Origin of the sequence: Candidatus Nanosynbacter sp. TM7-075, from assembly GCF_022828255.1 — a bacterium.
Taxonomy (GTDB): domain Bacteria; phylum Patescibacteriota; class Saccharimonadia; order Saccharimonadales; family Saccharimonadaceae; genus Nanosynbacter.
This window is the reverse complement of the sequence record NZ_JAJQJW010000002.1, coordinates 133917-157825: the sequence shown is the minus strand read 5'-3', so window position 1 is coordinate 157825 and position 23909 is coordinate 133917. Positions and strand designations below refer to the sequence as shown.

18 protein-coding genes, 3 tRNA genes and 3 rRNA genes are annotated in these 23909 nt (G+C 43.5%); 19 read left to right on the top strand and 5 right to left on the bottom strand.

Annotated features, from left to right (window positions below; translation table 11 throughout):
* The first annotated feature begins 42 nt into the window (after positions 1–42).
* The 4 genes from LRM42_RS02335 to LRM42_RS02320 all read left to right on the top strand — a co-directional run bounded on the left by LRM42_RS02335 (position 43) and on the right by LRM42_RS02320 (position 6713).
* Positions 43–2031, top strand: a complete 1989-nt coding sequence (locus tag LRM42_RS02335; protein WP_243816601.1) for a DNA gyrase/topoisomerase IV subunit B — start codon at positions 43–45, stop codon at positions 2029–2031.
* A 9-nt stretch (positions 2032–2040) separates the two neighbouring features.
* Complete coding sequence (gyrA, locus tag LRM42_RS02330) at positions 2041–4539, top strand: DNA gyrase subunit A (RefSeq protein WP_243816600.1); 2499 nt, start codon at positions 2041–2043, stop codon at positions 4537–4539.
* A 2-nt stretch (positions 4540–4541) separates the two neighbouring features.
* Entirely contained in the window at positions 4542–4973 is a 432-nt protein-coding gene (locus LRM42_RS02325; protein ID WP_243816599.1) for a divergent PAP2 family protein, read from the top strand.
* Positions 4974–5186: 213 nt separating this feature from the next.
* A 16S ribosomal RNA gene (locus LRM42_RS02320) occupies positions 5187–6713 on the top strand.
* Between the two features lie 293 nt (positions 6714–7006).
* Here LRM42_RS02320 and LRM42_RS02315 read toward each other — a convergent pair.
* A complete protein-coding gene (locus LRM42_RS02315) occupies positions 7007–7246 on the bottom strand; it encodes a hypothetical protein (protein WP_146422321.1) in 240 nt (79 codons plus the stop codon).
* Between the two features lie 66 nt (positions 7247–7312).
* On the opposite strand from LRM42_RS02315, the gene LRM42_RS02310 reads away from it, so the two are divergent.
* The 9 genes from LRM42_RS02310 to LRM42_RS02270 all read left to right on the top strand — a co-directional run bounded on the left by LRM42_RS02310 (position 7313) and on the right by LRM42_RS02270 (position 14851).
* Positions 7313–7389 (top strand) — tRNA-Ala (locus tag LRM42_RS02310).
* A 49-nt stretch (positions 7390–7438) separates the two neighbouring features.
* A tRNA-Ile gene (locus LRM42_RS02305) sits at positions 7439–7515 on the top strand.
* Between the two features lie 12 nt (positions 7516–7527).
* Positions 7528–7604: transfer RNA gene (locus LRM42_RS02300), tRNA-Val, on the top strand.
* 92 nt (positions 7605–7696) lie between these two features.
* Complete coding sequence (gene pyrD, locus LRM42_RS02295) at positions 7697–8836, top strand: dihydroorotate dehydrogenase (quinone) (protein WP_243816598.1); 1140 nt, start codon at positions 7697–7699, stop codon at positions 8834–8836.
* A gap of 270 nt (positions 8837–9106) precedes the next feature.
* Positions 9107–12493 (top strand): 23S ribosomal RNA (locus LRM42_RS02290).
* 181 nt (positions 12494–12674) lie between these two features.
* A 5S ribosomal RNA gene (gene rrf / locus LRM42_RS02285) occupies positions 12675–12783 on the top strand.
* Positions 12784–12901: 118 nt separating this feature from the next.
* Complete coding sequence (locus tag LRM42_RS02280) at positions 12902–13600, top strand: DUF3152 domain-containing protein (RefSeq protein ID WP_243816597.1); 699 nt, start codon at positions 12902–12904, stop codon at positions 13598–13600.
* Positions 13597–14313, top strand: coding sequence for a hypothetical protein (locus LRM42_RS02275; RefSeq protein WP_243816596.1), 717 nt, complete (start codon positions 13597–13599; stop codon positions 14311–14313). The genes LRM42_RS02280 and LRM42_RS02275 overlap by 4 nt, the downstream gene beginning before the upstream one ends.
* 328 nt (positions 14314–14641) lie before the next feature.
* A complete protein-coding gene (locus LRM42_RS02270) occupies positions 14642–14851 on the top strand; it encodes a con-10 family general stress protein (protein WP_129637339.1) in 210 nt (69 codons plus the stop codon).
* Positions 14852–14892: 41 nt separating this feature from the next.
* Here LRM42_RS02270 and LRM42_RS02265 read toward each other — a convergent pair whose 3' ends face one another.
* Positions 14893–15357: a hypothetical protein gene (locus LRM42_RS02265; RefSeq protein ID WP_243816595.1), complete on the bottom strand. Its 465-nt coding sequence runs from the start codon at positions 15355–15357 to the stop codon at positions 14893–14895.
* Positions 15329–16141 (bottom strand): ROK family protein, encoded by an 813-nt coding sequence (locus LRM42_RS02260; protein ID WP_243816594.1) that lies wholly within the window; start codon positions 16139–16141, stop codon positions 15329–15331. The genes LRM42_RS02265 and LRM42_RS02260 overlap by 29 nt, the downstream gene beginning before the upstream one ends.
* 76 nt (positions 16142–16217) lie before the next feature.
* On the opposite strand from LRM42_RS02260, the gene LRM42_RS02255 reads away from it, so the two are divergent.
* The 6 genes from LRM42_RS02255 (at position 16218) to LRM42_RS02230 (ending at position 22437) form a co-directional block, all read left to right on the top strand.
* The gene (locus tag LRM42_RS02255) at positions 16218–16688 is read left to right on the top strand and encodes a hypothetical protein (protein ID WP_243816593.1); all 471 of its coding nucleotides are present in this window, start codon (positions 16218–16220) and stop codon (positions 16686–16688) included.
* Between the two features lie 111 nt (positions 16689–16799).
* Complete coding sequence (locus LRM42_RS02250; protein ID WP_129635204.1) at positions 16800–17876, top strand: 30S ribosomal protein S1; 1077 nt, start codon at positions 16800–16802, stop codon at positions 17874–17876.
* A 49-nt stretch (positions 17877–17925) separates the two neighbouring features.
* Entirely contained in the window at positions 17926–19695 is a 1770-nt protein-coding gene (gene infB, locus LRM42_RS02245; protein ID WP_243816592.1) for a translation initiation factor IF-2, read from the top strand.
* 104 nt (positions 19696–19799) lie between these two features.
* Positions 19800–21596, top strand: coding sequence for a hypothetical protein (locus LRM42_RS02240; RefSeq protein ID WP_243816591.1), 1797 nt, complete (start codon positions 19800–19802; stop codon positions 21594–21596).
* A gap of 35 nt (positions 21597–21631) precedes the next feature.
* Complete coding sequence (locus LRM42_RS02235; protein WP_243816590.1) at positions 21632–21946, top strand: DUF5663 domain-containing protein; 315 nt, start codon at positions 21632–21634, stop codon at positions 21944–21946.
* Between the two features lie 62 nt (positions 21947–22008).
* The gene (locus tag LRM42_RS02230) at positions 22009–22437 is read left to right on the top strand and encodes a DUF5663 domain-containing protein (protein ID WP_129743837.1); all 429 of its coding nucleotides are present in this window, start codon (positions 22009–22011) and stop codon (positions 22435–22437) included.
* A gap of 44 nt (positions 22438–22481) precedes the next feature.
* Here LRM42_RS02230 and fmt read toward each other — a convergent pair whose 3' ends face one another.
* Positions 22482–23366, bottom strand: a complete 885-nt coding sequence (gene fmt / locus LRM42_RS02225; RefSeq protein ID WP_243816589.1) for a methionyl-tRNA formyltransferase — start codon at positions 23364–23366, stop codon at positions 22482–22484.
* Positions 23326–23901 carry a peptide deformylase gene (def, locus tag LRM42_RS02220; protein ID WP_243816588.1) on the bottom strand — a complete coding sequence of 192 codons (576 nt, stop codon included), beginning with the start codon at positions 23899–23901 and terminating at the stop codon, positions 23326–23328. Before def ends, fmt begins: the two co-directional genes overlap by 41 nt.
* Positions 23902–23909: the final 8 nt, after the last annotated feature.

Here is a 23909-nt window from a genome sequence, read left to right as displayed (position 1 = left end):
TTGTTGAAAAGAGCTGATAATTCAGGTAATAGTGAGGGAGATATGGCTAAACAAACAAATGAACAATCTTATGATGGCTCACAAATCCAGGTCCTAGAGGGTCTTGAGCCGGTTCGTAAGCGTCCAGGAATGTACATCGGTAGTACGGGGTATGAGGGCGTACATCACTTGATTAAGGAAATCGCCGATAACTCAATTGACGAGGCAATCGCTGGTTATGCTACAAAGGTCGAAGTAACTTTGTTAAAGGATGGTGGTGTTCGAGTATCTGATGACGGTCGTGGTATTCCTGTCGATAAGCATCCAAAGACGGGTAAGAGTACATTGGAGACGGTATTAACAATCTTACACGCCGGCGGTAAGTTTGGTGGCGGTGGCTATAAGGTCTCGTCTGGACTTCACGGTGTTGGTTCTAGTGTTGTGAATGCGCTGTCTACTCGGATGATTGCTGAAGTTAGGAAGAACGGTAAAATCTATCGCCAAGAATACGCAACAGGCGTGCCTCAGACAGAATTAGAAGTAGTCGGAAAGTCTGATGGTTCTGGTACGACAATTACTTTCTATCCAGATCCAACCATCTTTAAGGAGACGGTTAATTTTGACTATAAATGGGTTGTTAATTATCTTCGTCATCAGGCATACCTTACGAAAGGTATTCACACGTCGGTTATTGACGAACGAACTGGCGAACGAAAAGCTTTCTACTTTGAGGGTGGCATTCAGAGCTATGTAAAAAACCTGAATATCGGCAAGGATGTTTTATCGGACGATATATTTTACGTCGAGAAGCAGGTTGAAGATTGTATGGTGGAAATTGCGGTTCAGTATAACGACACTTACGTTGAAGTGGTAAAGCCATTTGCCAATAACGTCTTAACTCCTGATGGTGGTACTCATTTGGTTGGTTTTCGAACAGCCCTCACGCGTGTAATTAATGATTATGCTCGTAAGAATAGTCTGCTGAAAGAAAAAGAGGATAATCTGACTGGTGATGACATCCGCGAAGGTTTGACGGCAGTTATTTTGGTGAAGTTGCCAGATCCTCAGTTTGAAGGTCAGACCAAGAATAAACTTGGTAATCCAGAGATGCGTCGCTATGTTGACCAGGTGATGAGCGAATATTTTGCGTATTACTTGGAGGAAAATCCAGCTACAGCTAAGAAGGTTGTTGGCAAAGCTACGCTGGCGGCACGAGCTCGTAAGGCGGCAAGGGCTGCGCGCGACAACGTTATCCGTAAGGGAGCATTTGAAGGCTTAAACTTGCCATCTAAATTGACGGATTGCTCATCTCGTAACCGAAAAGATTGTGAATTATTTATTGTCGAGGGTAATTCTGCTGCGGGTTCAGCTAAGGATGGTCGCGATTCAACTATTCAGGCTGTTCTTCCTCTTCGCGGTAAGGTGTTGAATACGGAGCGCGCAAGGTTTGATAAGATGTTTGCTAATGCTGAAATTGTTTCCTTGATTAAGGCTATGGGTGTTGGAATCGGCGACCAATTTGATATCAGTGGCATTCGTTACGACAAGATCATATTTATGACAGATGCCGATGTTGACGGTGCACACATTTCTACGCTTTTGATGACATTCTTCTTCCGATACATGTCTGAAGTGATTGAAGCGGGCCACGTGTATCTGGCGAAGCCGCCTCTGTTCGGGCTGAGTAGAGGAACTGGCAGTAATCGTAAGATAGATTACGTCTATGATGAAGTGGCTCTCGAACAAAAATTGAACGAAAAGATTAATGAGCGCAAGGCTGCTGGTGTAAAGATTGATGAAAATGCTGAGAAATTTAAGCAGGCGGGCTACACGGCACAGCAACGATTTAAGGGTCTTGGCGAGATGGATGCTGCTCAATTATGGGAAACGACTATGAATCCAGAAAATCGAACATTGGTGAAGGTTAATATTGAGGATGCAGAACGGGCAGACGCGATATTTACGAAGCTTATGGGTGATAGCGTAGAATTGAGGAAAAATTTTATTCAAACAAATGCCGCTAAGGTTAATGTGGAAGATTTGGACTTTTAAGGAGGAGATATGGCGGACAACGACAATAAAAATATAGTAGAACCGGAAATTCTGAACGAAGAGCCAGAAGTTCGCGGTATTGAAAAGTCGACAGTTGAGCGTGTTATGGAAGATTCCTTCCTTAAATACTCTATGTCGGTTATTATTGACCGTGCTTTGCCGGATGTTCGTGACGGATTGAAGCCTGTTAATCGTCGTATTTTGTATGCGATGAATAAGAATGGTTGGCGCGCCCCTCACGCTACAGTGAAGTCGGCAAAGATCGTCGGTGAAGTGATGGGTAACTACCACCCGCACGGTGACTCATCGATTTATGACGCTATGGTGAACTTGGCTCAACCTTGGAAGATGCGCTATACGCTAGTTGAGGGTCAAGGTAACTTCGGATCAATGGATGGTGATGAGCCAGCAGCCTCTCGTTATACTGAGGCGCGAATGGATAAAATTGGTGGCGAGTTGCTGTCTGACATTGACAAAGAAACTGTTGACTTTCGTGATAATTTTGACGGAACAGAGAAAGAGCCGGTGGTTTTGCCGTCGGCCGTTCCGAATATCCTACTGAACGGTCAGATGGGTATTGCCGTTGGTATGGCGACGAATATTCCACCGCACAACCTTAGTGAGGTGGTTGACGCTACAGTCGCTCAAATAGATAATCCTGAAATTACATTAGACGAACTATTGACACACATTAAGGGTCCTGATTTTCCGACAGGTGCGGAAGTCTATGGCGGTGCGCCAATGCGTCAAGCATATGAAACTGGGCGCGGCTCAGTTACGATTCGTGCGGTTGCGTCGATTGAAGAGCGCAAAAATGGCCGTTACAGTATTATAATCACCGAAGTTCCGTATGGTATGAGCAAGGAAGGCTTTGTTGATAAGGTTCGAGAACTTGTCCTTGCCAAAAAAATAACGCACATTGCTGATGCGCGAGATGAAAGTGCTCGCGGTAAGGTTCGAGTTGTTGTTGAACTGAAGAAGGATGCTTATCCAAAGAAGATTCTTAACCAGTTGTATAAATTGACTGGATTGCAAACATCATTCCATTATAATGTCCTGGCTTTGGTCAATGGTATTCAGCCTAAAGTTATGGGCTTGAAAGAGATTTTGGCGGAGTTTATTAAGCATCGTCAAGGCGTTATTCGACGCAGGACTGAGTTTGAACTTCGAAAAGCTAAAGAGCGGGCGCATATTTTGGAGGGTCTGAAAATTGCGCTTGATCATATTGACGAGGTGATTAAGACGATTCGCGAAAGTTATGATGATGCCGACAAGCGTTTGATGGAGAGATTCGGTTTGTCGGAAATTCAAGCGGCCGCAATTTTGGCGATGCAACTACGACGATTGCAGGGATTGGAGCGCGGCAAGATTGAAGAAGAATTGAAGCAGCTTCATGAACTGATTAAGAAATTGGAGTCAATTCTGGCTGACGAGAATGAGATTTTGCGTGTTGTTAAGGAAGAATTGCTTGCTATGAAAGAAAAGTATGGCGATGAGCGACGCAGTAAGATTATTAATCATGAATTAGGAAAGTTCTCTGATGAGGAATTGATTCCAGAGGAGGAGTCGGTAATTCTGCTTACGAGTGAAAATTACATCAAGCGAACCTTAGTAAGTGATTATCGTAGGCAAAATCGTGGTGGTAAGGGCAAGCGTGGAATGACGACCAAGGAGGAAGATGTCATTGATCAAGTTGTTCAGGCAAGCTCGCATGATTATTTGCTATTCTTCACTAATATGGGTAGGATCTTCCGATTGAAGGCTTACGAAGTGCCAGCTGCCAGCCTAAGTGCGAAAGGTGTTGCCGCGGTTAACTTATTGCAACTTCAGCCAGAAGAGAAGATAACGGCAATTATCAAGCACGAAAAGAACGCCAACGAAGACGGATATCTGTTCATGGCGACAAAGAAGGGTACAGTTAAGAAGACTCCTGTGAAAGATTATGCCAATGTCCGTACGAATGGATTGATTGCTATTAAATTGGACGAAGGTGATGAACTGCGCTGGATAAAGAGGACGACTGGCGAGAATGATGTGATTATCTCTACATCTGCAGGACAAGCCATTCGCTTTAATGAGAAAGATACTCGCCCAATGGGTAGATCAGCTCGTGGTGTCCGTGGTGTAAGACTGCGTCCAAATGACTCTGTTGTTGGTATGGATATCGTTACGGGTGATGACCAAACCTTGTTGGTGGTTAGCGAAAAAGGCTTCGGTAAACGCACAAAGGTGTCGAATTTCCCAAGTCATAAGCGTGGCGGAGTTGGTATAAAAGCCGCTGTCGTAACTGCAAAAACTGGTCCGATTATCTCTGTGCAGACTATTGATCCAGAAATAACAGAGGCGCTATTGGTTTCTCAGAATGGTCAAACTATCCGCCTGGGCTTGAGTGATATTAAATTGCTCGGAAGGACGACTCAGGGTGTGACGATTATGCGTCTATCTGATGGCGACGCTGTTTCGTCAATCGGCTTGATGGCGGATCGCCCGCAGGATGAGGGTAATTAGTAGTGAAGGTCTTGATAGTTCCAGTAGTCGCATGGGCGATATCCCAAGGGTTGAAGCAAGTGTTTCATCTCATGGGGCGTAATCGTCGAGTATTCAGTGGTGATACGAACCCAAAAATACTTCTATCTGGAGGTATGCCAAGCGCTCATAGCGCAATTGTCGTGTCATTGGCGGTATTTCTGGGGCTACAAGACGGCTGGGGCAGTTCTGTATTTGGACTAGCTACTTGGCTGGCTATTATAGTAATGTATGACGCTATGATGGTTCGTTATTCGTCCGGAATGCAGGGTGAAACGCTTAATAAGCTAATTTCGGAGCAGGGTAGTAAGTTGAAAAAACTTCGCGTTGCTCATGGTCACACCCCTGTAGAAGTGGTGGCTGGGGCGGCTATTGGTGTGGTTGTAGCTGCCGTTGTATTTTTCGCAACAAAATAATTGTGAAAATCTATTGACCTCGGCAATTATATACTGTAAGATTAGTAACAAGTCTGGTTGCTGGAGTGCGAGTTAAGCAACGATTTACAATCTGTAAAGCGAGGTAAATCATACTTCAGTCTGACTTAAGATGAACTTTAACAATTTGATTGTGCAATATCATCGTCAGTTTATATTTTTGTAGAGCCTTAATACTTTGATACAAAGTAGATTTTAACGGAGAGTTTGATCCTGGCTCAGGATGAATGCTGGCGGCGTGCCTAACACATGCAAGTCGAGCGGCAGCGAGTTTTACACTGAATTCTGGAAGCTTCTGGATAATATAGAAGATTTATTCAAGAATTTTGTGTAAAATGTCGGCGAGCGGCGGACGGCTGAGTAACGCGTAGGAATTTGCCCCAAAGTGAGGAATAACTGCCCGAAAGGGTAGCTAATGCCGCATATGGTCTTCGGATTAAAGCCTTCGGGCGCTTTGGGAGAAGCCTGCGTTGGATTAGGTAGTTGGTAGGGTAATGGCCTACCAAGCCGACGATCCATAGCTGGTCTGAGAGGATGATCAGCCAGACTGGAACTGAGACACGGTCCAGACTCCTACGGGAGGCAGCAGTGAGGAATCTTCCACAATGGGCGAAAGCCTGATGGAGCAACGCCGCGTGAAGGATGAAGGCCTTCGGGTTGTAAACTTCTTTTATGAGTGAAGAATATGACGGTAACTCATGAATAAGCACCGGCTAACTACGTGCCAGCAGCCGCGGTCATACGTAGGGTGCAAGCATTATCCGGAGTGACTGGGCGTAAAGAGTTGCGTAGGCGGTTTAATAAGTGAATAGTGAAACCTGGTGGCTCAACCATACAGACTATTATTCAAACTGTTAAACTCGAGAATGGTAGAGGTAACTGGAATTTCTAGTGTAGGAGTGAAATCCGTAGATATTAGAAGGAACACCGATGGCGTAGGCAGGTTACTGGGCCATTTCTGACGCTAAGGCACGAAAGCGTGGGGAGCGAACCGGATTAGATACCCGGGTAGTCCACGCCGTAAACGATGGATACTAGCTGTTGGAGGTATCGACCCCTTCAGTAGCGAAGCTAACGCGTTAAGTATCCCGCCTGTGGAGTACGGCCGCAAGGCTAAAACATAAAGGAATTGACGGGGACCCGCACAAGCGGTGGATTATGTTCTTTAATTCGATGATAACCGAAGAACCTTACCAGGGCTTGACATCCAGGGAAGGTCTGCGAAAGTAGACTGTGCCTTTTGGAACCCTGTGACAGGTGATGCATGGCCGTCGTCAGCTCGTGTCGTGAGATGTTAGGTTAAGTCCTTCAACGAGCGCAACCCTTGTGAATAGTTGTATTTTTCTATTCAGACTGCCCCGGTAACGGGGAGGAAGGAGGGGATGATGTCAGGTCAGTATTTCCCTTACGTCCTGGGCTAGAAACGTAATACAATGGCTAGTACAATGCGCAGCGAAGCCGCGAGGTGAAGCAAATCGCATCAAAGCTAGTCCCAGTTCGGATTGTAGGCTGAAACTCGCCTGCATGAAGTCGGAATCGCTAGTAATCGCAAATCAGCAAGTTGCGGTGAATACGTTCCCGGGTCTTGTACACACCGCCCGTCAAACCATGAAAGTGACCAACACCCGAAGTCCGATTCGTCGGCCTAAGGTGGGGGGCATGATTGGGGTTAAGTCGTAACAAGGTATCCGTACCGGAAGGTGCGGATGGATTACCTCCTTTCTAGGGAGTAACGATGCCAATCTGTCGAGCAATCACAGATTGAGCTAGGTCGGTCTCGTAAATGTGTCGAGCTTACATATTTACAATAGTCCTCTCGAGGACGAGACAAAAGTTCAACCTTTCTCTACGATAAACCGATTGATGAATTGCACAATCAAGTTGTTAAACGAAAAAGTCCCTCTATGAGGGGCTTTTTATATGGCATATTTAATTAAATCTGATATTTTGGTAGAACTGTGATTATAAAAAATAGCCAATAATGTTTGGCTATTTATGTTTTTTGTGGGCGCCTATTATAGTCCGCCGCCAAAAAGGGAGTTTAGTAACCAGTTTAATGGGATAGTGTGTAGGCTGAGCATAATAGCGAATCCTACTCCACATGTAACAAGTCCCCAAAATTTGAAACGGTCGTAACTACTTACGCCGCTTCCCAGATTGTCGGCTAATTTTTGATGGAAAACGACGACGATTCCACCAGCAATTAAGACTAAAATCCCAAAAAATAATGAGCCAAAACTAAATTGATATAACATATTATTAATTATACACTTGTCAGAATTAAAAAGATACTGTACAATTAAAAAGTCTCGGCAATTTATGGGGACATAGCTCAGTTGGCTAGAGCACCTGCTTTGCAAGCAGGGGGTCCAGGGTTCGAGTCCCTGTGTCTCCACCATATGGGGTGAAGTGGGCTTACGTCCACGACGCTCCACCAAGACGAATGAGGGCGATTAGCTCAGCTGGTTAGAGCGCGTCACTGATAATGACGAGGTCGGAGGTTCAAGTCCCTCATCGCCCACCATATTTTTAATATGGGCGCTTAGCTCAGTTGGCTAGAGCATCTCGTTTACACCGAGAGGGTCGGGGGTTCGAGTCCCTCAGCGCCCACCAATCATAGATAGTCAGGATTATCGCCGAGTAGGCGATTTTTTGTTTACAAGTAACCTTGCTTAATAAAGCATAGATAGTTATACTCTTAGAATATGTATAAGCGTATTATTAAGCCGATATTATTTTTGTTAACACCAGACTTTACTCATAAATTAATTATTTTTTGTGGACGCGTAGCACAAGCATTTTCTCCTATTAGATGGATTATTCGTAAGCTATGGGGCTTCCAGGACAAGTCGCTACAGCAAGAAATTGATGGAGTTGTATTTAATAACCCAATAGGCTTGTCGGCGGGATTTGATAAAAACGTACAACTGTCGCCCTTAATGGAAGACGTTGGATTTGGCTTTGCTTCTGGTGGATCTGTGACTATGGAGCCGAGAAGGGGGAATCTGCGACCATGGTTTCATCGATTGCCGAACACCAAATCTGTAGTTGTGTACGCTGGTATGCCGAATTATGGATTAGAGAAGATTAGTGACTACATTGAATTAAACAGATCTAAAGTTAAATCAATGCCGACAGCTGTGTCTGTGGCTGTTATTGCTGATAAATCCACGAAAGACAAATTTGGGCCAGTTGTTCCGGAGGAATATATAATTCGGGACGTAAAAAAAGCGGTTAGTTATATCGTAGAAAACAATCTGGCAAGCGTTATAGAGATTAATATTTCTTGTCCGAATGCTGGCAAGGAGCCGTTTATCTATGCTGATACGCTAGAGACTTTATTAAGCGAATTAGATTCTGTAGGGAGAAATGTTCCTTTCTGGGTTAAAATGCCACATTTGTATGATCTGAAGCAACTCGACTCGCTATTAAAGGTTATTGTTGAGCATAATATTCAGGGTGTAACGGTCGCTAATTTAATAAAGGATCGTGAGAAGGTAGATCTTAAAGATCCTTTGACTGATGATATTAGGGGAGGATTAAGCGGCGAACCTACTCGCGCACATAGCTTAGAATTGATTAAGCATACATATAAAAATTATGGAGATAAACTAACTATTATTGGTGTTGGCGGAGTTTTTTCGGCCGAAGACGCATACGCTAAGATTAAGGCAGGTGCTAGTCTAGTTGGGCTTATCACTGGGCTGTTTTTCGAAGGTCCGCAGTTAATTGGGCGAATGAATCGCGAGTTGTCTCAGTTGCTAAAAAATGACGGTTTTTCTAGCATTTCTGAGGCGATTGGCGCTGATTTTAATAAAAAGCAAAAAAAGTCGAAAAAACTTTGAAAAAACCCTTGCAAAAGAATCTCAGCTGCTGTATAGTTAATTACTAGTTAAGCGAATGTTCAAACGAACCTCTGGCAATACACTGCAAAGCGTGCGAGGGCAGTGAGAAAACATCTGAGTGTAGATAGATTTGTCAATTTATTGACTTGTCGATTGTGCACTCAAATGTGTGAGGCACTGATCATTAACAATTTGAGAGTAAAAGAAATTGAGTTTTTAATTGACGGTAGTAGTAATTGCAAAGTAGCAACTACTAGTTAAGTCAATGCATAAAAAGGTACTCAAGGGCGCTAAATGGATGCCTAGACGTATATTACCGATGAAGGACGTGGAAGACTGCGATAAGCTTCGGGAAGCTGTCAACAAGCTTTGATCCGGAGATCTCCGAATGGGGAAACCCAGCATGAGTCATGTCATGTTGCCACTTGCTGAACACATAGGCAAGCGAGCGGGAACCATCTGAACTGAAACATCTTAGTAGGATGAGGAAGAGAAAGTAAATAACGATTGCGAAAGTAGTGGCGAGCGAAATCGCAACAGCCCAAACCTTTTAAGTTTTTGCCTATTAATTTAGGCAAATAAGTTGATAGACGAATACTTATAAGGGGTTGTGATATTACATATGACCAAGTCAGAGAATTTGATTCATTCAAATAATCTGATTTGCGATAACTGGCTATCAACAGTTAATAAGGTAAGAAATCGGCGTGGTTAGTAGAATAGTTTGAATGACTAGCCAAAGAACGTGAAAGCCGTGTATATGAAAACGACGCTGACCTTATGTATGTTTTATCGAGTAGGACGGGGCACGAGAAACCCTGTTTGAATCTGGCTGGACCACCAGCCAAGGCTAAATATAATATACGATCGATAGTGAACTAGTACAGTGATGGAAAGGTGAAAAGAACCCCGGGAGGGGAGTGAAATAGATCCTGAAATTTAGTGCCTACAAGGAGTCGGAGCCGGCTTGTCCGGTGACGGCGTGCTTTTTGTAGAACGATCCAGCGAGTTAATTTTTACAGCGAGGTTAAGTCAATTGACGGAGCCACAGTGAAAGCGAGCCTGAATAGGGCGATTAAGTTGTAAGGATTAGACCCGAAACCGGGTGACCTAACCATGAGCAGGTTGAAGCCACTGTAACAGGTGGTGGAGGACCGAACCAGGATACGCAGCAAAGTGTTTGGATGACTTGTGGTTAGCGGTGAAATGCCAATCGAACTCGGAGATAGCTGGTTCTCCTCGAAATAGCTTTAGGGCTAGCGTCGTGTTAGTAGCACATGGGGGTAGAGCTCTGTAAAGGACTGGGGCGGGCAACTGTACCCACCCTTAACAAACTACGAATACCATGTGTGTAATCACGGCAGTTAGAACATCGGTGCTAAGATCGGTGCTCAAAAGGGAAACAGCCCAGACCATCATCTAAGGTCCCTAAATTAACGTTCAGTGGGAAACAAGGTGAGATTTCTTAAACAGCTAGGATGTTGGCTTAGAAGCAGCCATTCATTTAAAGAGTGCGTAACAGCTCACTAGTCAAGAGATCTTGCGTGGAAAATGTAACGGGGCTAAAACGTTATACCGAAGATATGGATTACACGCTAAGTACAAAGTTAAAGTTGTGTTACAATCAATTTATGGAAAATGAGATTTATATAGGTAGCGTTTATAAACACTATAAAGGCAATAAGTATGTTGTTGTAAGTATAGCTGTTCATACTGAGACGCTTGAAGAGCTTGTAGTTTATCGAGCCATTTATGGCGACGGAGAGCTGTGGGCTAGACCTAAGAAAATGTTTTTAGATAATATTGAAAAGAACGGAAAGATCATTCCAAGGTTTAAATTGATTAAAAAACTTTGATTTTGTTCTTAGTGTGTAGTGGTAGAGGAGCGTTCCTATCAGCAGTGAAGTCGAATCGGAAGGTTCGGTGGAGCGGTAGGAAGTGAGAATGCTGGAATGAGTAACCATAAGAGAGGTGAGAATCCTCTCGGCCGTAAGAGCAAGGTTTCCTGAGCCATGGTAATCATCTCAGGGTTAGTCGGGCCTAAGCCGAGGCGCAGAGCGTAGGCGATGGACATCAGGTTAATATTCCTGAACCGGTTAAGTTTTGTACACTGTTCACGGGGAAGTAATCGAAGCGGATTCATGGTTTATCCGTCCAACCGAGCGGGAACGCAAAGGGAGTGAAAGTGATTCTTCGGAGTCGCGATTTTGGTGAAAGCCCTGGCTAGAAAAGCAGGTGTACGCGTGGACTTAGCCGCCCGTACCGCAAACCAACACAGGTGCTCGAGTCGAGTAGACTCAGGCTTACGAGCGAACCTTCGCTAAGGAACTCGGCAATACAGCGACCGTAACTTCGGGATAAGGTCTGCCCCCACTTCGGTGGATATCAGCCGCGTTCACTCAGTGAATATTAGGTTAAAGAGTACATTTTTAATCACAAAACGAATTTTCTGAGATAGAGCAAACGAATTGTTCTTTTGAACGCGAACCTCTGACGTCTAACGATGTGGGGGCCGCAGCAAAAGAGCCCACGGAACTGTTTATCAAAAACACAGGTCTCTGCTAACACGAAAGTGGATGTATAGGGGCTGACTCCTGCCCAATGCTGGAAGGTTAAGGGGAGCGCTTCACGGTGCGAACTGAAGCCCTAGTCAATGGCGGCGGTAACTATAACCGTCCTAAGGTAGCGAAATTCCTTGTCAGGTAAGTTCTGACCCGCACGAATGGAGTAATCATGTGGGCACTGTCTCAGCGAAGGACTCGGTGAAAGTGCATTGGCGGTAAAGATGCCGTCTGTCCGTACCAGGACGAAAAGACCCCATGGAGCTTTACTACAGCTTTACATTGAATATGGTTTCAACATGTGTAGCATAGGTGGGAGACTTTGAAGCAGATACGCCAGTATTTGTGGAGTCACCAAGTGAAATACCACCCTTGTTGTGATTGTGTTCTCACGCTGACCGTTATCCGGTTAGCGGACCGTGTATGGTGGGTAGTTTAACTGGGGCGGTTGCCTCCTAAAGAGTAGCGGAGGCGTTCAAAGGTTGGCTAACTTCGGATGGAAATCGAAGTGATAGTGTATGCGCATAAGCCAGCTTGACTGTGAGGAGTACATTCCAATCAGAGACGAAAGTCGGAGCAAGTGATCCGCTGTACGTACATTTGTACATGAATGTGGGATCGACAGCGCAAACGGATAAAAGTTACCCTGGGGATAACAGGCTTATAGCGCCCAATAGTTCACATAGACGGCGCTGTTTGGCACCTCGATGTCGGCTCATCACATCCTGGAGGGGGAGCACCTTCCAAGGGTTCGGCTGTTCGCCGATTAAAGTGGTACGCGAGCTGGGTTCAGAACGTCGTGAGACAGTTCGGTTTATATCCGGTATGGACGATAGGAAACTTGAGAGGATCTACCCCTAGTACGAGAGGACCGGGGCGGACGCACCTCTGGTGTATCGATTGTGGCCACCTGCTGCATTGTCGAGTAGCTATGTGCGGACTAGATAAGCGCTGAAAGCATATTAAGCGCGAAACTAGCCTCAAGATAAGGTTTCCCTATGAGGACACAGAAAGACTATCTGTTTGATAGGCGCAAGGTGGAAGTACAGTAATGTATGGAGCTAAAGCGTACTAATAGTCCCATTGCCTTTTTATGTCCTTGTCCGTGGAGTTTATGCTTGCATAAACATTGCGGATAAGGTAGACTTAACTAGTAATTGGTGCTTTTCAAAAGTACCGGTCAATTAAAAATCAATTCCGTGCTGATGTTGGACATCGAAGAAAGGGGTTTGGCCCACCGTGGAGTATATACGGAACCAAGCGTCGTAACCCCCTCCTTCGGTGCCCATAGCGAGGAGGAAACACCTGTTCTCATTCCGAACACAGAAGTTAAGCTCCCCAGCGGCGATTATACTGCGAAAGTGGGAAACTAGCACGGTGCCGAATTATAAGAAAGCCATCCTAATAGGGTGGCTTTCTTCTTTGTCTTAAAACGTTTGTGGTATGTTTTGGTGGGTGATAGAATATAAGTATGTGTATAGTGTGCAGGGTGGCTACTGGCGGTATGGCGATTGCTGTTGCCCTAACGCCAACGGTTAATATAACGGCACCCAATGAGAATAAGAGTGATGCGAAGAAGGCGATTAGTGCTAAAATTTTCTCTGAAATAAAATCTCCCTCTTCTTTATCAGGCTTTAAAGCGCCAGATATTCAGATTCCAGATTGGCACTCCGCATCTCAATCGTCAAAAAAATCAAATTCTGGGGTGAAAAAAGAAGTCACATACACAATATCAACAAAGGGTAATGTCCGATCAAATTTGTCTGAATTCTCGAAACAGGTAAACGAAACCTTAAACGACAATCGAGGTTGGGCGCGTATGGGAATTGTTTTTAAAGAAGTGAAAGAGAGCGGGAGCTTCAATTTAGTTCTGTCGCAAGCTGAATTAATGTCCTCGTTCTCATCAGGTTGTGACGCGGATTGGAGTTGTCGAGTCGGGTCTTCTGTCATTATCAATGATAATCGATGGTCTGGCGCGACTACAGCGTGGAATAAAGCGGGTGGTGATATTCGTAATTATCGACATATGGTAATCAATCATGAAGTTGGACATTGGTTGGGGCATGGGCATTTGAATTGTTCTGGGGTTAATAATCCAGCGGCGGTTATGCAGCAGCAGTCAATTGATTTACAGGGGTGTGCTTTTAATCCTTGGCCGCTTGATAGTGAATTATGGTCAACTACGCTGGGGATAGAACTATGAAATTGATAAAAAATCATCGCACACTTAAATTGGCTATTGTCATGAGTTTTATAACGCTGATAATGATATTGGCATATGGATTTGTGAGCTGGAAATCTTGGGAAAATGTTCAAAGTGTAACAAAAAATACTAATGAAGTGGAGAGTTCGCTGTTTATTAATTTGCAAAAAGATAAATTATCCGCTAAAAAATTGAACGAATATTTGGCTGATTTAAAAAATAAACGCCGAAGCTGCGATGTAGTATTTTTTGTATCTTGGCAGAAGAACGTTAATACTAGATTTAAAAAGTATTCAGAAGAATGTAATGAATCGGTAGAGAAGATGAACCGAACTATACAGAGTATGGAGAAGATTGTTAGCTTTATGGAGTTTGATAAGGAATTGAGCGGTGAAATACGTATGGTGTCAGATAGCCTATCGAAGACCAAGCAAAATGACTTTATTGCTATGGAGAAAATATGGACTGGCGTAAAGAAGAGGTTGGAGTACAGAGAAGACGAGGTCGACTTACGTAAGTTAGTGATGAAGAGAATAGACGCTATTTTATTGGCTGTGCGTGATTTGAAGTCGGCTAACGAAAAGAAAGATAGCGACCAGTTTACTATAGCCAGGGATAGATTTACCGTGGCTATTAACGCCTGGATTGGCTTGCAAAATGAACTAACGCAAGAATCTCAGATTAGGATAGATAATCTATTAAGAGAGTTTTAGAATAAATCTGCAATAAAAAATATCCCTCTATGTGATAGGATATTTTTCTTCTCGAATCTCGCAGAAAACGAGAATTTTTTGTGGTGGAACTCATAATTTCTAAAGCTCCAACAGGTGCCGTCAGTAACTGACTTTATTAGTATAGCTAACGCGTCAGTAAAATGCAATATTTTATTCACAATAAAAAACTACTTATGTAAATATTGACAAAGTATTAGTAATATGCTAGCATATAAACATAACACATATCATGTGTGATATATAAAGGTGAGGGTTTCCATTTAAATTTATGTGGAAATCTTTTTTAAAAATGGAGGAAAACCTTCCTATGGCAGGAACAAAGGCTGGCGGCTTAAAGGCTGCTCAAAAAAATCTAGCTCGCGATCCAGATTTTTACGCAAAAATCGGACGTAAGGGCGGTAAAAACGGTCGAACTGGTGGCTTTGCTGCAAATCCAGCTTTGGCTCGTATCGCTGGTGCTAAGGGCGGACGCATTTCACGCCGTACTAAGAAAACAGTACAAAAAATTGCAGAATAAGACCGCTCCAATCTCTTAAAATTAGCCTCCGTATGAGAGGCTTATTTTATTTGATATCTTTTAAGTTGGCAGGATTTCGCCTGATTTACGCGCCATTCTGAGTGGCAATTAATACACTTGTAAGATGAGGAAGCGATCTGTAATCCAACTGCGCCACACTGAGGGCAAAGACTGCGTTTATGTAGCCAGTCCCTGTAACTATCCAAAGAATCTTGAATATTATCGTCGTCCATACTGAGGGTTAAGCCGTATTTTGACGCCAAAGTATCAACGGCGTACTCCCAGGCGGATCTTTCCATTTCGATCAGCTGGACATCATATTGATAATTTTTATGACCAAGCTTAGCGTGGGCGATTTCGTGTAAAAGTTGCACTAAGTCTTCTTGTGAATCTAATTTTTCGTAATAGATTGTTTGCGAATTAGGATTCCAGGAAAATACTTCGCCCTCCTTGAACTGCAGTTCTGGAAAATCGTGTTCAATTTGAGGCAAGCTGACTAATGGCATTGTCGTAGCATCCGTATAATACAATTTCTTCTGGGTTGGGAGCGCTGATTATTTTTGGTACTGATATGGCGGCGGGTAAGTTTTCTGCCAGAAGACCGCTTAAAATATCTGAAAAATAGGATGTGAATACTCCCACGCTCCCGCCAATAACAACAACATCTGGTTGTGTAAAGGCAATGAGCGGTTGCAATCCAGCTTTTATCCTATTGGCGACCTCTTCCCAGACTTCCAGGGGTGTGTCTGATGATAATTCGCCAAAAATTCTCTGTAAAACTCTACCCGCAGCAATCTCTTCCCAAGTGGTAATCTTGCCATTGTAATTTAAGGACATATGTCCACCTTCGCAATCGCTAAGCTCTTTATGCAGATTCCCATTCAGGATTAGGGAAGTGCCAACGCCGGTTCCTAAGGTGATGTATAGACCGCATCTGGGAGTTTTGGGCAATCTGAGCATACTTGCCAGTCCTGCCATATTGGCGTCATTTGCGATGAATATTGGTATATTAGGAAAGTATCGGGAAAGCAGCTCGCGGATAGGTTGATTTTTCCAACCGAGATTTTGACACCACACTGCCATGCCGTCTTTGACTACTCCTGGCAGGGCTATGGAAATTGCGTCAATTGGCTTATCATTCGTAATCAGGTGAATTTGATCGGCGACGCGTTGAATATATTGGTCTACGTTTTTAGGGGTGGGGAATTTAATGATATGCTTAGGATTTTTTTCCTCGTCAAAGCTGGCTACTAATGTTTTGGTCCCACCTGTGTCAACCGTAATAATCATATATTTATTATATCACCAGCTTTACTTATAAGAGGTCATTATGATATAATAAAGAAAATTTGAGTGGAGATATAATATGAAGCGAGTAAATCAGGCTGGATCAATTGGAGTTTTTGTAGTAGTAGGCGCTATTTTAGTGGCTATATCTTTGGCTGTTCTTTATGGAATTAGGCAGAATAATTTGTCGCAAGATGGGTCACCAATTTCTAGCGATTTGGTAGCATCAGATAATAGCAATAAGAATTCACAAAACAACAGCACATCTCAGCAGTCTGCAGATCAAAAAACGAATGGTCAGTCGGGTGGAAGAGGTGAGGCGCGAACCGACGTAAAGACTGAAGAGCCAAAAAAGACAACTCCTGCGTCTGAATCTTCTCAGTCTCAACAATCACCATCATCTACAACGCCAGCTCCATCTACTCCTTCTAAGCAATCTGATAAAGGATTGCCAAAAACTGGACCAGAAGATGTGGCTATTTCTGCAGTAACTTTTGGTATTTTGGCGTTTTTAACGGTGGCTTATCAGCGATCTCGCTATCTTATCTAGCTTTGACTTCTATCTATCTGTTGTGATATAATTGTGATAATCTGTGGGGATATTTTTATTATGTCCCTGAAGAATAATATCAATTTTAAGGAAGGGGTCTTTAGAAGACTTATGGCAGATGCCAAAATTACAATGGATGACTTGCTGGCTCAAGCAGGCGATAGTGTTAAACAACTTACTGTCGGTGAAACAGTTGACGGTACTGTTTTATCAGTAAAGAAGCACGAAATTTTAATCGATTTAGGACCTTTGGGTGTTGGCTTGGTTCCACGCCGCGAAGTTAGCCTTTCAAAGAACTACAATGTTGGCGATTCAGTAATTGCTAGCGTAATTGATACTGAATTGGAAGATGGCTATTCGCTACTTTCATTGCGCAAGGCTGCGAAAGATCGTGGTTGGGATGAAGTTATGGCTAAATTGGAATCTGGTGAAATCATCACAGTTGTGCCATACGATGCTAACCGTGGTGGACTATTGGTTGAATACGAAGGTATTCGCGGATTCTTGCCAGTATCGCAATTGTCAGCTGAACACTATCCTCGTGTAGGTTCTAGCGACAAGGACGAAATCTTGCAACGATTGAATAGCTTGGTAAAGAAAGATATCAAGGCGCGAATCTTGGATGCTGACCGAAAAGCTAACAAATTGATCTTCTCTGAAAAAGAGGCGGTTAAAGAAGGCTTGGCGGAGCGATTCCAGAAGTTGGCAATTGGCGACACAGTTACAGGTGTTGTTACAGGTGTTGTTGACTTTGGCGTATTCGTTAACGTTGAAGGTATTGAAGGTTTGATTCACATCTCAGAAATTAGCTGGGAGCGTGTTAATAACCCATCTGACTACGTAAAAGTTGGTCAAACTATCGAAGCTAAGATTATTGCAATCGACAAAGAGCGCTTGAGCTTGAGCATGAAACAATTGACCAAAGATCCATGGTTGGATGAAGTTGAGCAATTTAAGCCTGGTGAAAAAGTTGAGGGAACTGTAACCCGAATTACTCCATTTGGTGCATTCGTACAGTTAAGTCCAGCGGTTGAAGCTTTGGTTCACGTGTCAGAGCTTGGCGGTGACGGTACTGATCCTGAAAAAGTATTTACATTGAACGAGCGTAAAGAATTTACAGTTTTGGATATCGATAAGGAAAATCGTAAGATTTCTCTTTCACTCGGTAAATCATCAAAGAAAAAATAATACAAATCCCCTGAAGCGTAGTTACGCCCAGAGGTGAGAGGAGCTTATTATGGCAGAAAAAATCGTCAATATTGCGGATTCGGTAACGGTTGGCGAGTTGGCCGAAACTCTGGGATTGTCAGTAACTACGCTGATTGGTGAATTGTTTAAAAACGGAATCGCTGCGACAATTAATCAGCGACTAGATTTTGAGACTGCACAGATTATTGTTGAAGAATTGGGGCTGGATGTGCAGCTGAAGCGAAAGACGGTTTCTGCGGAAATTCATCACCATGCGCACAAATTATCAGACAAGGCAGTTCCTCGTCCACCAATTGTAGCTGTGATGGGGCATGTTGACCACGGTAAAACGAGTTTGCTAGATGCGATTCTTGATAAGAAAACAGCGGCTAGTGAAGCCGGAGGCATTACTCAGCATATTAGCGCTTATCAAGCTCAGCGCAACGGACGGACTATCACTTTATTGGACACTCCAGGTCACGAGGCTTTTGCGGCGCTAAGACAGCACGGAGCTACACTGACTGATGTGGTGATTATCGTGGTGGCGGCGGATGATGGAGTTAAACCTCAGACTGTTGAAGCTATTCGATTTGCTAGGTCAGCTAACGCTAAAATTGTGGTGGCAATTAATAAGATTGATAAAGAAGCAGCTAATCCGCAACTAGTAAAAACTCAATTGGCATCTGAGCATGGTTTGAACCCTGAAGAATGGGGTGGCGATACTGTGATGGTTGAGGTTAGCGCAAAAACCGGTCAGAACTTAGATAAGCTTTTGGATATGGTTTTATTGGTGGCGGATATGGAAGATTTACGTGCGGATGAAGATGTTCCTGCTGAAGGTTTGGTTATTGAGGCGCACATGGAAACTGGTCGTGGTGCCGTGGTTGGTTTATTGGTGGAAAATGGTCATTTGAGACCTGGTCATTATTTGGTTGCTGGGACGGCTTACGGGCGAGTCCGAACGCTTCAAGATTTCCGTGGTAAAACCGTTAAAGATGCCGGTCCAAGTATGCCAGTGAATATGACCGGATTTAAGGAATTGCCACAATTCGGTGATGGATTTGAGATTGCGAAGAGCGAAAAAGAAGCTCGCAATTTGGCGCAAAAGGCTAAAATTGAACAGGAGAGAATGGCAGCCACAACCAATGTTACTGGCGCAGATATTCTTAAGATGATGAATCGGAAACTTGATGCGGAAGAATTTAACGTAATCGTTAAGGCCGATGTTCAGGGTTCGGTAACGTCTGTGGTTGATAGTTTGAAGCTGATTGATACGAATGGCGAAGTTGAGCTCCATGTTGTTGGAACTGGTGTTGGCAATATTTCTGAGAACGATATTCATTTAGCGGTCGGTGAAAATACGGTGATTTATGGCTTTAATGTCGATTTGCCACCAGCAGTTAAGCGGTTGGCGGCGCGTGAACATGTGGAAGTGCGGATTTTTAAGGTAATTTATGAATTGTTGGATGACGCTAAGGCTTCAATGGAGGCTTTGCTAGCGCCAGAAATCGTTGAAACTGAAATTGGTGAGCTGGAGGTTAAGGGCGTGTTTAGGACGATGCGCGAAGAAGTGATTGCCGGCGGTGAAATGAAGCGCGGTAAAGTCGCTAAGGACTTGCTGGCGCGCGTAAAGCGTGGCGGAGAACAAATTGCTGAAGTGGAAGTTTCTTCTGTGCAGCGTCAGCAACAAGAGGCAAAAGAGGTCTTTGAAGGCGAAATGTGTGGGTTGAGCCTCAGGACGAAGAAAAAGATTACCTTAGAAATTGGCGACAAATTGGAGTTCTTTACTAGGGAATTAGTGAAGAAAACTCTGGGGTAAACTGTTCTAAGTATTGACTTTTTTATGTATTTATGATAGTATCTTAAATATACATAAGTTTATTGCCATTCTGCGTGCAGAAGGCGAAAGGAAACCACCACAAAATGGACAAGAACCAATCAGATAAATATAGAATACCTAGAGTAGTAGGTGAATATGATTCTGCAAAGCGTCGTGATAAAGGTTTGCCTGGGCGTATAGGAGAGGCTGTAATGAGAGCAGCTAGTCGTGTAGTAACGACAGGAAAAGAGTATGCTAAACGCATAGGCGCGGACGCAAAAAGGCCTGAAAATGATAAGGGATTGATGGGAAAGCTTGGTTTTCCTGGTAATCCCGAAAATCCAACTGGAGCTTCAGAAGGCTCTACTGATACCTCAAAACCTGGCGCGAATGAATCGAAAACTGAAAAGAGGAAGGTTAATGCTCTAGGAGAATCAGCGACGCTAGAAGATTCTAATGAAGGTAAAGAAATGAAGTCTGGTGATAATCCAGAAGGCTTAACGCCATACGAACAGGCTATGCGAGATAAATATCTTGGTGATGAGTATGATGAAGCGGAGTATGGCGACGATAAACCAGAGAAGAATGATAATCCAGAAGGCTTAACGCCATACGAACAGGCTATGCGAGATAAATATCTTGGTGATGAGTATGATGAAGCGGAGTATGGCGACGATAAACCAGAGAAGAATGAGCGGGTTGAAGATTTGAATTCCGAAGGCGCAACTTATGTTGATGACACCCCAACAGAGAAGATTGATTTGAAGACATATGAAGCTGCTACTAATCTTAAGATTGCTCGAAGTAGATTCGCTAAAGCGAGCGTTGCCGTTGAATCACACTTCTTTAAGAGGTTCTTTGGTGGAAAGAAGCGCCAAGCTGAATTAGAAGCTGCTACGGAACAATTGAAGCAGTGCGAATTGGAATACATGCGTCTTAAGTTTGCTGATAAAATCGAAGCAGCAAAACAGGATCCAGAAAAGCAGGCTGAATTAGCAGCGGAAATGGGTCAAGCGGCGTTTGCAAGTATGCAAGAAACCTCAAGAATGACGACAGATAAGTATGACGACATGCTTGATGATCGTGGTAAATTTAAGAAAGCTGCCGCTAAAGTTGGTAAATGGTTTAATAAGGGTGGTAGGATTGCTCAGTTGTTGAAGTTGGGCGGTACTGGTTTTGCGGTAGGTGCTACTACAGCAACCTTCGCTGGATGGCCTATTACTACGGCTGTCGGTATTGTAACGGAATTAGGAGTTGCTGGAGCAACAAAGCAAGCTGTTCTGGAAGAGCGTCGTGGCGAAGATCGCATAGATGACGACAGTCTTGAAGCTATAGATCCTTCATTTAAGGATACTGTGGCTAACATGAAAATTGACGATGTTATGAAGCATGCAGTCAATGTATCGATTGACAATCTTAAGGATGTGAGTATAGAGAGGCAGGATGCCCTGCGTAAGAAAGTACGATCGTCATTAGGTAAGTATGGTGCTGGTTTTGCCTTGGGTGGTTTTGCTGGTAAATTTGCCGGTGACTGGGCTAACTCTGCGCACGCTACTGGGGCTGAGAGTAACACTACAACACCTCCACAATCTGGTAGTGGGCAAATACCACAGCAGCCTAGCGGCGCATCTTCTATGGACAACTCTATTGCCAAAACAATCGTAAATAATATTAATCCAGATACATCAAACTTCAATTCTTACGACTATCCTTGGGACTGGGCTGCCGAGAAGTTTGGTGACGCAAACGCAATGGATCAACTTCATAATCTGGCCGATAAAGCCATGGCTAATGGTCACACCGTGGAATGGTTTAATAACCCTGACGGATCAGTTTGGATGAAAGTTGACGGATCTAGCGTTACTGCTGACGTATTGAAGGTATTGAATAAATACGCTTAATAGGTAAAATATAAAAATAAACAAGGAGATAAAAAATGTTTGAAATTACTGACGAATTCTTAGCACAGGCTGGTTTTGGATCATTGCCTGCAGATAAAAAAGAGCAAATGAGGGAAGACGTCGCTAACAGTGTACAGGATAAGATTACAAGGAAGATTTTACTGGCTGTTGGCGAAGTGAGGCTGGATGAGTTTATGAGATTACTGGATGGCGACGATGTTTCTGCAGTATTGAATTGGTGCGCAAATAATGGTGTTAATTTAATGGAAATTGTTCAAGCCTCGATGAATGAGACTATGATTGAGCTACAAAAATTATACAATGACGCGCTGAATATGATTCGCGGATAGTAATATTAAACAGTTACTGGTATAATTTAACTTAATCATATAGACGAAAGAAAAGGAGGACTATGTTCCAACTGAATGAAGAATTTCTTAAAGAATTGGGGCTGGACCAGCTGCCGGAAGATCAGCAAAAATCGTTGTTGCAGCATATTTATAGCGAGTTAGAGCTTCGAGTTGGCGAACGATTGAGTCAAGGAATGAGCGATGCTCAGCTGGAGGAGTTTGCAGGAATTATTGATAAAACTCCGGGTGCTGTGGATGATTTTCTGATGAAACACGCGCCTAATTATCAACAGGAACCGATGTTACAGAAAATGTCACAAGCTTCAGGTTTGCCTGTTGACGATCCGCGTCTGAAGGATGAGTTTGCAGCTACTAAGTGGCTGGAGGTCAATCGACCAGATTATCGTGACGTTGTGGCTGCGGTGATGGCTGATCTTAAGAAGGAAATTATAGCGAATAAAGATGCTATTTTAGGTTCAGTCCAAGCGTAATTTTATACGGATGATAAAATAACCCCTCGTGTGGGGTTATTTTTTTATTTGTAGCCTCTTAGGTAATCTTCTGCGGTCATTGTTTTTCCGCTGGGTGCGATGAGCTCGTCGATAATTAAATAGTTGCCGTCGGCAAATTTTTTATCAAGATGAGAATTCGGAGTTTTGTCGCAATGAGATTTCGTGATAATGATATCTCGATCGTCAATTGTCATTCGGCTACGCGGAAACCCGAGGTGTGCGCGGACGTGGGCTTCAGCCTCGGCGGCGGTCATACGTTCCGTATCGAGCCATGAGTTATCCTTGTTTAATAATTGGCAATATGAAGCTTGAGAATCGTCCTGTGGTGTTGGCTGAAGACTCCCATTGATGATGTCTGGTAGGTTTTTTATTAGCAGAGAAGTGCCATCGTGAAATAATTTGTCGTATAATTCGAACTTTGTTTCTTTTCCAGTGAGGGCTTGTCGAGTTTGGGTGTATATGGGGCCGGCATCCATTTTACTATCAAGTTGCATTATTGATACGCCAGTTTCGGTATCTCTGTTGACTATGGCTGATTCAATGGGTGAAGGTCCTCGATATTTTGGTAGTAGAGAAGGGTGAACATTGATAATTCCTGGTGTAAATAAGTCGATAATTGACTGGGGAATGATTTTTCCGTATGCAACCAAAACTCCCGTTACTGGCTGAAGTTGTTTTATATAGTCGGTAATTTCGCTGACTTTGCTTGGCTGCAAAACTGGAATATTGTGAGATTTAGCGAATGTTTTTACTGGAGGTTCAGTAAGTTTGTGTCCGCGACCGCGCTTGGTGTCGGGTTTGGTGATAACACAAACAACGTTAAATCCCTCTTCGACGAGAGCTTCTAGGGTAATTAGGCTGTAATTTTCAGTTCCAAAGAATACTATTTTCGGCGATATCTTTGTCATAATCTAACGGTTGCAACTCGCCTTTCTCATCGAGCGTATAAAAAGCGTCTTTTTTATCCTTAATATGGTCTATAAAAACTAATCCATTACAGTGGTCTATCTCATGCTGTAATACGCGTGCCAAAAATCCTTCGGCTTTAATTCGCACTTCTTCGCCATCTAAATTCATGGCTTTTACGCGAATTTTACTGTAGCGAGGAACTTTTCCGTAAATGCTTTTAACGCTTAAGCATCCCTCGAAATCTTCAACAACTTCGCCTTCATATTTCACGATTTCTGGATTGATAAGAGTGATGAAATCGCGAGTTGATTTTCTTTCAAAGTCGGCTCGAACAATCACAACACGCTCTAATTTGTCGACTTGAACTGCAGCGAGGGCAGCGCTAATCTCGTGAGGTCTGGAGTCTTCCCAGTCCAGTGCGGCTGCGGTCATTTCGTCTGCCAGTTTTACAACGTCATTAGTAACTACGTGGATTTTTGATGATTTTTGGCGAAGATGTGGATTTGGTAATGTGATAATATCGTCTTTTGTCATTGTTATAA